Annotated in this window: 8 protein-coding genes; all 8 read left to right on the top strand. The window is 45.0% G+C overall.

Annotated elements, in window-relative coordinates:
- The first annotated feature begins 48 nt into the window (after window positions 1-48).
- The 8 genes from AC0VYG_RS15475 to fucP all read left to right on the top strand — a co-directional run bounded on the left by AC0VYG_RS15475 (window position 49) and on the right by fucP (window position 11,159).
- The gene (locus AC0VYG_RS15475; protein WP_475428853.1) at window positions 49-678 is read left to right on the top strand and encodes a DUF2889 domain-containing protein; all 630 of its coding nucleotides are present in this window, start codon (window positions 49-51) and stop codon (window positions 676-678) included.
- Window positions 679-1,452 (top strand): enoyl-CoA hydratase-related protein, encoded by a 774-nt coding sequence (locus AC0VYG_RS15470; RefSeq protein ID WP_475428852.1) that lies wholly within the window; start codon window positions 679-681, stop codon window positions 1,450-1,452.
- 326 nt (window positions 1,453-1,778) lie between these two features.
- Entirely contained in the window at window positions 1,779-2,531 is a 753-nt protein-coding gene (locus AC0VYG_RS15465; protein WP_475428851.1) for an electron transfer flavoprotein subunit beta/FixA family protein, read from the top strand.
- The gene (locus AC0VYG_RS15460; RefSeq protein ID WP_475428850.1) at window positions 2,528-3,457 is read left to right on the top strand and encodes an electron transfer flavoprotein subunit alpha/FixB family protein; all 930 of its coding nucleotides are present in this window, start codon (window positions 2,528-2,530) and stop codon (window positions 3,455-3,457) included. The genes AC0VYG_RS15465 and AC0VYG_RS15460 overlap by 4 nt, the downstream gene beginning before the upstream one ends.
- 99 nt (window positions 3,458-3,556) lie before the next feature.
- On the top strand, window positions 3,557-5,707 hold the full coding sequence (fadB, locus tag AC0VYG_RS15455; protein WP_475428849.1) for a fatty acid oxidation complex subunit alpha FadB: 2,151 nt from the start codon (window positions 3,557-3,559) through the stop codon (window positions 5,705-5,707).
- Window positions 5,708-5,740: 33 nt separating this feature from the next.
- Complete coding sequence (gene fadA / locus AC0VYG_RS15450) at window positions 5,741-6,916, top strand: acetyl-CoA C-acyltransferase FadA (protein WP_475428848.1); 1,176 nt, start codon at window positions 5,741-5,743, stop codon at window positions 6,914-6,916.
- 338 nt (window positions 6,917-7,254) lie between these two features.
- Window positions 7,255-9,468, top strand: coding sequence for a catalase/peroxidase HPI (gene katG, locus AC0VYG_RS15445; protein WP_475428847.1), 2,214 nt, complete (start codon window positions 7,255-7,257; stop codon window positions 9,466-9,468).
- Between the two features lie 386 nt (window positions 9,469-9,854).
- A complete protein-coding gene (fucP, locus tag AC0VYG_RS15440) occupies window positions 9,855-11,159 on the top strand; it encodes an L-fucose:H+ symporter permease (RefSeq protein ID WP_475428846.1) in 1,305 nt (434 codons plus the stop codon).
- The last annotated feature ends 147 nt before the right edge of the window (window positions 11,160-11,306 follow it).

Below are 11,306 nucleotides of genomic sequence, written 5' to 3'. Positions count from 1 at the left end.
GCAAGATTTGCAGTCCGAGCAATTGGAAATGAGAGAGGTCTTAGTTTTATGTCATCAAATAAAAAAATACAGACAGAACAAGATGATGCGAATAGCGGTCATGATATTGATAAGGCGACTGGAAGTGAAGCAAAACGCGAGTTAATGCATCGGCGGCGAGTCGAGTCAAATGGCTATCGTCGTGATGATGGCTTATGGGATATAGAAGCCCATATGAAAGACCTTAAGACTTATGACGTTTATCGGGATTTTGATGGAAGCAAGGTGCCAGAAGGGAGCCCTTTTCACGATATAGGCCTCACCATGACATTAGATGATTCATTTAAAGTGATTGATATTCATGTTCATATGGATGCGTTTCCGTTTCCAAACTGTAGTGGTGCGATACCAAGCTTTGAAGTGATTAAAGGAACGCGAATTGGTCCTGGTTGGAGCCGTTGGCTAAAACAAGAGTTTAAAGGCAAGGTCGGTTGTACTCATGTACTTGAATTGCTGCCAGTGGCTGCGACAACGGCGTATCAAATGATGTGGGGACCATTAAGTGATAAGTATCCAGAGCAGGTTCCTAAAACGTTACAGGGACTTGTGAATTCCTGTCAAGGTTGGTCTGATGACGGCCCAATGGTGCGTAAATTAGTGACAGAGGATGTGATTCGCCTACCTGAAGAGGAGGTGTAAATGAGCGAGTTGATTACTGAGATGGTTGTTGAAACCTGTTTGTCGGGTGTGCAGATTTTACAAATGAATCGTCCTGATAAAAAAAATGCCATTACCTTAGAAATGTATGACAACTTGGCTCTTGCTTTACAACGAGCTGAGAAGGATGATTCGATCAAAGTCACTTTAATTCATGGGGCCAATGGTGAATTTTCCGCTGGGAACGATATTAATGAGTTTTTAAAAATTACCCAAAACCCAGACAAAATGTCCTCTGCGCTCACATTTTTACAAACATTAAGTGGTTATAAAAAGCCACTGGTCGCGGGAGTCGAAGGGAGGGCTGTTGGTGTGGGAGCGACCATGTTGCTCCACTGTGATTTGGTATTAAGTGCTCGAGAAGCGACCTTTCAGTTCCCTTTTGTTCCTTTGGGGTTAGTACCAGAGGCGGCGTCTAGTTATTTATTACCCAAACTAGTGGGCTATCAAAAAGCCTTTGAGGTGCTTATTTTAGGGGAAGCTTTTGATGGCGAAGAGGCGCAGACGATGGGCTTAGTGAATCACCTTTGTGAATCAGGAGAGGCATATGAGATGGCATTGCAGTATGCTCAAAAGCTGACAAATTTGCCAACAGAAGCCGTCATGTTAAGTAAAGATTTACTGAAATATCGGTGTCAAGATGATGTGCAAATGGCGCTGATGCGTGAGGGTCGCATTTTTAAGGATCGGCTGAAATCCAAAGAAGCTCGTGAGGCGTTTGCCGCTTTTTTATCGCGAACGCGTTCTATGGCTTAAAACTGGGCTCTGTTTCGTCCTTATCTTTTCATTGTTTAGTCAACAAAGGTTTATCCACACCGACTATAATAGACTTTCTAAATCACATGCTTTCTGACTTTGTTTGATTGAGTGATTTTTTTTGTTAGTTAACTGGGGCTTTTTTGTCATTGATGGAAAAAGTTTGTAACTTATTATTAGTAGTACAAATTCTACTTATTTAAGCGCACTATTGACAAGCAGGTGTCACGGTTTGGCTGAGTCTGGCATGGTTGTTACTGGACTCTACAGGCTACAAACCGTTGAATTGACCTTAATAAAGTAAAAAGAATATTAAAAGAGGGCTTATGAAAGTACTAGTATCCGTAAAACGGGTGATCGATTACAACGTGAAAGTACGTGTGAAAGCAGATCATTCCGCCGTTGATCTTACCAACGTTAAAATGTCGATGAACCCTTTTTGTGAAATCGCAGTAGAAGAAGCGATTCGTTTAAAAGAAAAAGGCGTCGCTGATGAAGTGGTCGTGGTGTCTGTGGGATCAAAATCTTGCCAAGAGACCTTGCGTACCGCTTTGGCGTTGGGCGCTGATCGTGCGATTCAAGTAGAGACAGAGGATGGGTTGGACTCTTTGTCTGTGGCGAAACTGCTCGCGGGTGTTGCTAAGGACGAGGCGGCAGACCTTATTATTATGGGTAAACAATCCATTGACTCTGATAACAACCAAACAGGTCAGATGGTCGCAGCCCTTTTGGATTACCCTCAGGCTACTTTTGCGTCAGAAGTGGTCGTAGAAAATGGTGAAGCTCAGGTCACTCGTGAAATCGATGGTGGCTTGCAAACGTTATCGATTACTTTGCCTGCCGTGGTGACAACCGATTTACGACTAAACGAACCGCGTTTCGCCTCTTTACCTAATATTATGAAAGCTAAGAAAAAACCTCTGGATGTGAAAGCACCAGCGGATTTTGGTGTGGAAGTGGGGTCGAATGTCAGCATCGTCTCTGTTACACCGCCACCAGAGCGTTCTGCTGGGATTAAAGTCGGATCGGTGAGTGAATTAGTTGATAAATTGAAAAACGAAGCGAAGGTGGTGTCATGAGTATTTTAGTTTTAGCAGAACACGATAATCAGTCACTAAAACCAGCAACGCTCAATACCATTACTGCTGCTTCACAGATTGGCGGAGACGTTCACTTACTTGTGGCAGGTTTTGAATGCCAGACAGTTATTGCACAAGCATCTAAAGTGGCCGGTGTCAGTAAAGTATTGTCTGCGGACAATGCTGTTTATGAGCATCAATTAGCTGAAAATATCGCTAAGTTGGTGGTAGACGTAGCAGACGGTTACAGCCATATCTTGGCACCTGCGACCACCACAGGCAAAAACACCTTACCTCGTGTTGCCGCCTTGCTTGATGTCGCGCAATTGTCTGATGTTATCAAAGTGGAGTCGGCTGATACGTTTGTGCGTCCAATATACGCTGGCAATGCCATCGCCACAGTCAAATCCAGTGATTCAGTAAAAGTCATTACGGTGCGTGCAACGGGGTTTGATGCGGCGGCCGAAGAAGGTGGTGAGGCGCAAACAGAGGTCTTGTCACAGGTGATTGCCTCAGAGAAAAGCCGTTTTGTGAGTGAGCAACTGGCCGAGTCCGATCGTCCTGAATTAACCGCCGCGAGTGTGGTTATTTCCGGTGGTCGTGGCATGGGAAGTGGCGACAACTTTAAGTTATTGGATGGCATTGCAGATAAGCTGGGCGCGGCGATAGGGGCTTCACGAGCAGCGGTAGACGCGGGTTTCGTGCCGAACGATCTGCAAGTGGGTCAAACGGGTAAGACCGTTGCGCCGGATTTATACATTGCTGTAGGGATTTCTGGTGCGATCCAGCATTTGGCAGGTATGAAAGATTCTAAGGTGATTGTCGCGATCAATAAGGATGAAGATGCGCCAATTTTTCAAGTAGCAGACTACGGGTTAGTGGCGGATTTATTTGATGCGGTACCTGAGTTAGAAAAAAGTCTATAGACCGCATTGATTAGTATAACGTCATAATTATCAGCATCCGACTGCAGGCGATGGGCATGATGTTCGTCGTCTGCACAATAAAAATAATGGGAGAGCAGCATGATGTTCCAAGGAAAAGCAATAAAGGTCTCGATGGACGATACGAATATCGCGACCGTTACACTCGATCTTGAAGGTGAATCCGTCAATAAATTTAATGGATTGGCGCTCAAAGAATTGTCTGAAGTCGTTGCAATGTTAAAGACCACCGATGATTTACACGGGGTGATTTTTGCCAGTGCAAAAAATGTCTTTGTTGTTGGAGCAGATATCACAGAGTTTACGTCTTGGTTTAAGTTAGAAGACGAAGATCTAGCCGATAAACTTCGTGAAGCTCACCATATTTTTAAGGAAATTTCGAATCTTTGTTGTCCAACTGTGGCGGCAATTAATGGTATCGCGCTTGGTGGTGGTTTTGAGTTGTGCCTTGCTTGTGATTATCGTGTCATGGCCGATTCCGCTAAAGTGGGGTTGCCAGAAACTCAGCTAGGCATTTACCCAGGCTGGGGTGGAACGGTGCGCTTACCTCGTTTGATCGGAGCGGATAATGCCTGTGAATGGATCTGTGGTGGTGCCCAAAAACGCAGTGAAGATGCATTAAAAGATGGGGCGGTTGATGCCGTTGTACCTGTTGAGAAAGTACAAGAGTCTGCTCGACATCTTATCAAGCAGGTACAGGATGGCAAGCTTGGTTATCGTTCCCGCCGAGATGCACTACGGGCACCAATGCAGTTCTCGCCAATTGAAAAAATGATGGTGTTTGAATCCGTTCGTGGGGTAGTCGGGGCGAAAGCAGGTAAACATTATCCTGCGCCAATGGCGGCCATTAAAACCATGGAAAAAGGCATTAGCCAAGACATGGATAAAGCGGCTGAAACAGAAATCAAAGGTTTTGTTAAACTCGCTAAAGGGACAGTCGCAAAATCCTTGGTAACCCTGTTCTTAAGTGATCAAGTCATCAAGAAAACGGCGGGTAAGTACGCAAAAGATGCGACTCCTGTCAAACAAGCCGCTGTGTTAGGTGCTGGCATAATGGGTGGCGGTGTGGCTTATCAGTCTGCTTCCAAAGGCACGCCAATTATTATGAAAGACATTCGACCAGAAGCCCTTGAGCTTGGGTTGAGTGAGGCGAATAAGCTGTTTAATGGACAGATTGAAAGAGGTCGTTTAACGGCTGACAAAGCGTTGAAAGCCATGAATGGCATCACCCCAGCACTGAGTTACGGTGAATTTGGGCATGTTGACTTGGTTGTGGAAGCTGTGGTTGAAAACGTTAAAGTCAAAAAAGCCGTGTTGGCTGAAACCGAGCAATATATAACAGATACCACTATTTTAGCTTCCAATACGTCGACTATCTCGATTACTGAATTGGCGAAAGACTTAAAACGCCCAGAAAACTTTTGCGGTATGCACTTTTTCAACCCCGTACATCGCATGCCATTAGTCGAAGTCATTCGTGGTGCGAAAACCAGTGATGCAGCGGTTGCCAAAACGGTTTCCTATGCTCAGGCGATGGGAAAAACGCCTATTGTAGTGAATGACTGTCCGGGATTTTTAGTTAACCGAGTCCTATTCCCTTATTTCGCTGGTTTCTCCTTGATGATGAAAGAAGGAGCGGATTTTCAGCAAGTTGATAAGACGATGGAAAAATTTGGTTGGCCAATGGGACCTGCATATCTTCTTGATGTGGTGGGTATAGACACTGCGTATCATGCTGATCGGGTGATGGCAGAAGGCTACCCAGATCGTATGAAGCATGAAGGCGTCAATGCGGTTGATCGTCTTTATGAATTAGAGCGCTTTGGCCAGAAAAATAGTAAAGGCTTTTATATATATGAGCCGGATCGTAAAGGCAAACCGAAGAAACTCTTTGACCCAGAAATTAATGATATTTTGGCGCCCACAGTGGATGCTAAAACAGAATTGTCCGATGACGATATCATCGCTCGTATGATGATTCCGTTGTGTATCGAAACCGCTCGTTGTTTAGAAGAAAACATTGTATCAAGTGCTGCGGAAGCGGACATGGGGTTAATTTACGGGATTGGTTTCCCTCCTTATCTGGGTGGTGCTCTGCATTATCTAGACCAAATGGGGCTGCAAGCGTTTTGTCAGCTAGCAGATAACTACAGCCACTTAGGTAAGTTGTACGAGCCCACCGCAAGAATGCGTGAAATGGCGACCAACAACGAAACTTATTACGGCGAATAATGCCCTACGGTTGAACGATTTAAGGAGAATTTTATGAAACTCAATCCAAACGATGTTGTCATTATTGACGCTGTTCGATCCCCTATGGGTAAGACGAAAAATGGTGTTTTTCGTCATGTCCGTGCAGAGAACCTGTCAGCGGCTTTGGTAAAGGCATTATTTAAACGCAATCCGAAGGCAGACCCAAAAGACGTTGAAGACCTGATTTGGGGTTGTGTCAATCAAACTTTAGAGCAGGGTTTTAATGTTGCTCGTGCGATTTCATTATTGGCGGGGTTGCCTATAACAACGGCAGCTCAAACGGTGAATCGTTTGTGTGGCTCGTCAATGTCAGCCATTCATACCGCGTCGCAAGCCATTATGACAGGGCAAGGTGATGTTTTCGTTGTGGGTGGTGTTGAGCATATGGGTCACGTTGGCATGATGCATGGTGTTGATGTTAACCCTGCATTATCTAAGCATATGGCGAAAGCGTCCATGATGATGGGGGTAACCGCCGAAATGCTGGGTAAAATGCATGGTGTGAGCCGTGAGTCACAAGATGCATTTGCTGTGCGCTCTCATCGATTGGCCTATGAAGCGACCCAGCAAGGCCGTTTTAAAAACGAAATTGTGCCTATTGAGGGCCATGATGCTGATGGCAATAAAATACTGGTTGAAGTGGATGAAGTCATCCGTCCTGATACCTCGATGGAGTCGTTGGCATCGCTTCCTCCAGTCTTTATGCCTAAAGTTGGTACGGTGACAGCGGGAACATCATCGGCCTTATCGGATGGGGCGTCGGCCATGTTAATGATGTCGGCCAAGAAAGCTCAAGAACTTGGGCTCGTACCGATTGCCCGTGTCCGCAGTATGGGCGTGGCGGGATGTGATCCAGCCATCATGGGGTATGGTCCTGTTCCTGCTACGAAAAAAGCACTAAAACGAGCGGGATTAACCATAGATGATATTGAGATTGTAGAGCTGAACGAGGCATTTGCTGCTCAATCCATTCCCGTTCTAAAGGACTTGAAATTGCTGGACATAGTGGATGAAAAAGTGAACCTTAATGGTGGTGCCATTGCGCTTGGGCATCCATTGGGCTGCTCTGGTACGCGTATTTCGACCACTTTGCTCAATGTTATGACAGAAAAAGATGCAACCATTGGTCTTGCGACCATGTGTATCGGAATGGGTCAGGGGATCGCGACGGTCTTTGAAAGAATTTAATGATTTTCTGGTTTTTAAACCTTAAACCTCGCTTCGGCGAGGTTTTTTTTGCCTCCATTTCAACAAAAGGGGCTATTGTAGCGTGTTATAGAGTTGATAGTGCGCATGGAGTAGGCATCGTGCTCTTACTTTTTTACATCGAATTGACGCTTGCTCGACTATCCTTAGAGTCTATTTGTCACCTATGGTAGGTAGACTATTAACTTATTAGGCTAAATTTATTAGATGTATTTTTTTTGAAAGGCTATAACTATTATACAAGATGCAACGTAAGCAGAGTTGTTTAGTAACGAGTCGAGCGATATACAAGCGAAAACAAAAAAACAGGAGAGTAACCAATGTCTAATGAGAGCAAATGTCCTTTTAATCATACTGCAGTTGGCAACAATGGCTCAACAGGTCGTGGTACGTCTAACAAGGAGTGGTGGCCTAACCAATTAAACCTTCGTATCCTTCATCAACATTCTAATAAATCTAACCCAATGGGAACAGATTTTAATTACGCTGAAGCGTTCAAAACTTTAGACCTTGAGGCGCTTCGTAAAGATCTAATGGATCTAATGACAGATTCTCAAGAGTGGTGGCCAGCCGATTATGGTCACTATGGTCCTTTCTTTATTCGTATGGCGTGGCACAGTGCGGGGACTTACCGTACTGCTGATGGCCGTGGTGGTTCTGCTACTGGCTCACAACGTTTCGCGCCATTAAACAGCTGGCCAGATAACGTTAACTTGGATAAAGCGCGTCGTTTGCTTTGGCCGATTAAACAAAAATACGGTAGCAAAATCTCTTGGGCAGATCTGATGATTTTGACTGGTAACTGTGCATTAGAATCCATGGGCTTTAAAACCTTTGGTTTTGGTGGCGGTCGTGCTGATATTTGGGAACCAGAAGAAGACATCTACTGGGGAGCAGAGCAAGAATGGTTAGAACTGAGTGGTGGTGAAAAAAGTCGCTATTCTGGTGAGCGTGATCTGGAAAATCCTCTTGCAGCGGTACAAATGGGGTTAATTTATGTGAACCCTGAAGGACCTGATGGAAAACCAGATCCATTAGCGTCTGCTGTTGATATTCGTGATACCTTTGCCCGTATGGCAATGAATGACGAAGAAACCGTTGCTCTCATTGCTGGTGGTCATACATTTGGTAAAACGCATGGTGCGGGTGATGCCGCTCAGGTTGGTCCAGAGCCAGAAGCGGCCGGTATTACTCAGCAAGGCCTAGGCTGGAGCAACAGCATGGGCTCTGGTAAAGGCGTTGATACCATTTCTAGTGGTCTAGAAGGGGCGTGGACTCCAGACCCAATTAAATGGGATAACGGTTATTTCGATACATTGCTTGGTTACGATTGGGAATTGACTAAGAGCCCAGCTGGCGCTTACCAATGGACACCAAAAGATGGTGCTTTAGCGAATTCTGTGCCTGATGCCCATGATCCCGCTCGTCGCCATGCACCAATGATGGCGACATCGGATATCGCCTTGAAAGAAGATCCTGCTTACAAAGTGATTTCTGAGCGTTTCCATAAAGACCCTGAGTACTTTGCTGATGTATTCGCACGTGCTTGGTTTAAATTGACTCACCGTGATATGGGGCCAACCAGTCGTTACCTTGGTCACTTGGTGCCAAAAGAAGAGTTGATTTGGCAAGATCCGATTCCAGCGGTGACTCATGAGTTGGTGGGTGATAAAGAAGTTGCCGATCTTAAAACTAAGATTGCGGACTCTGGTTTGAGTGTGGCTCAGCTCGTCTCCACTGCGTGGGCATCGGCTTCGACTTACCGTGGTTCCGATATGCGTGGTGGTGCCAATGGTGCTCGTATTCGTTTAGCACCTCAAAAAGATTGGGCGGTTAACCAACCTGCTCAATTAGCAACAGTATTGAGCAAGCTAGAAGGCATTCAACAAGCCTTTAACAGCGCGAATACAAGCAAACAAATCTCGTTGGCGGATTTGATTGTGCTTGCAGGTAATGTTGGGGTTGAGCAAGCGGCGAAAAAAGCAGGTAAAACGGTGTCTGTACCATTTACGCCAGGTCGTGCTGATGCCACTCAAGAGCAAACAGATGTCGAATCGTTTGACGTGCTTGAGCCAATTGCTGATGGATTCCGTAATTACCAAAAAGGACGTTTTACGGTCACAACAGAAGAATTATTGGTCGATCGCGCTCAACTGCTAACATTGACCGCACCAGAAATGACCGTATTGGTGGGTGGTTTGCGAGTGTTGAACGCAAACACAGATCAATCTCAACACGGTGTTTTCACAGATCGCGTTGAAACCTTGACCAATGACTTCTTTGTTAACTTGTTGGACATGGGCACAACGTGGAAATCGCTTTCCGATGATGAAATGGAATTTGAAGGGCGTGATCGCCAGTCAGGTTCGGTTAAGTGGACCGCAACGCGTGCGGACTTAATCTTCGGTTCCAATTCGCAGTTGCGTGCCTTGGCAGAGGTCTATGCGTCTTCTGATGCAGAAGATCGTTTCGTCAATGACTTTGTTGCCGCATGGACAAAAGTTATGGAGTTGGATCGCTTCGATCTAGCTTAATTGAGTTCGTCTAAAAAGGTTTTTACTCTTTACAATGAGAATAGGGTAAAAGCTAACTATTTAAAAACCCACTAGGTTTCGACTTGGTGGGTTTTTTTATGACGGCCACACTGACAGAGTTGTTGTTAACTATATGATTCTTTTTGTTTGCACATTTTTGGTGCTCCATTCATCTTATGTAATAACTGGGCTTGTATAGTCCTGCCTCTAAATATCCTAGGGCAGCAAAATAACGTGTGGCCATAGGTAAACGAATAAATAGCCTAAGTGTTAGTGATGTTACCTGTATTAGAGAAGGTGATGTGATCGCCTCTTGCTTTCTAATGATGAGCTGAATACCGCAACAAGCTAGCGAATAAGAACCTCGAGAAGATGTTTATTACAATATGAATAATCTACAAACTGACACCTCAAAAACCCCTTTTGTGTATTCCAATATGAAACTGGCCTTCATTTTATTGATTACCTGTTTCACTGCTTGGGGGGTCGCTGCAAACATGACAGACCCTCTGGTAAAAGTATTTAGCCAAATCTTTACCATGAGTAATCTTGAGTCAGCACTTGTTCAATTTGCTTATTATGGCGCCTATTTTTGTTTAGCATTACCCGCAGCATTTATTAACGTGCGTTTTTCTTATAAAACGGGTGTATTAACCGGTCTTGGTCTAGCGACATTGGGAGCGTTATCGTTTTACCCTGCTAGCGTGTCAATGACGTATGGCGCTTTTCTGGCGGCCTTGTTTATTTTAGCCGCTGGCTTGTCTATTCTTGAGACGTCTGCGAATCCATTTGTGATGGCGATGGGGCCAAAGCTGACGGCCACTCGACGTCTAAATCTCGCCCAAGCGTTTAATCCAGTGGGAACCAATATTGGTGTTTTGTTAGCATCGACTTTGATCCTTCCAAACTTAAACCCTGCTACTGCTGAGCAGCGTGCTGCCATGGCGCCTCAGGCTCTAGCGGCCATTCAACATTCTGAATTGGATGCGGTGATGACGCCCTATGTCGGCATGGCATTCTTTCTTATCATTATCTGGATTATGATTGCACTGGTTAAGCTGCCTAAGTCTGAAAAGGTGGCTGAAAAAGTCGACCTCACAGATAAAGAGCACTATGGTTTTATTGCTACGTTGGGGCGTTTGATTAAGCTTCCGAACTATCGTTGGGGGGTGATTGCTCAGTTCTTTAATGTTGCGGGCCAAACCTGCACTTGGACTTTTACGATTCAGTACGTTCAGTCTGCAATGGGGGGAAGTGCTACCCATGCTAGCGATTACCTTCAGTACAGTTTGCTGGTGTTTCTTGTTTCTCGCTTTGTCATGACATGGTTGATCGGTATTTTCCGTCCGACGCTATTGTTGGGCGTTATGGCACTATTAGGTACCGCTTTGTGTGTGTACGCAGCAATTAACCCTGGCATGTCAGGTGTGTGGGCGATTGTTATGATTTCTGCCAGTTTGTCTTTGATGTTTCCAACGATTTATGGCGTGGCATTAAATGGCTTAGGTAAAGATGCCAAATTTGGTTCGGCGGGTCTTGTTATGGCGATCCTTGGTGGGGCAATTATGCCAGTGGTTCAAGGTGGAGTGATTGATTCTTATGGTGCTGCCATGTCTTATATTGTGCCGGGTATTTGCTTCCTCGTTGTGTCTTTTTATGGTTTCTCTTCAATGAAGCGCGTAAAAGACTGATTAATAATATTTCTTTCACGTCATTCGTGGTTAGATTAGAGCCCAAACTCATGCCAGTGAGTTTGGGCTTTTTTGATTCCATTTCCTTAAGGGGGTTTGTTGTTAAAATGTCATGATTGATTGTGTTTTATGTAAAACCGTGGTTTT

Source organism: Marinomonas sp. 63XJN7_7_ISO-PGPR-S23-202, assembly GCF_056173505.1.
This window is presented reverse-complemented; position numbering and strand designations above follow the sequence as displayed.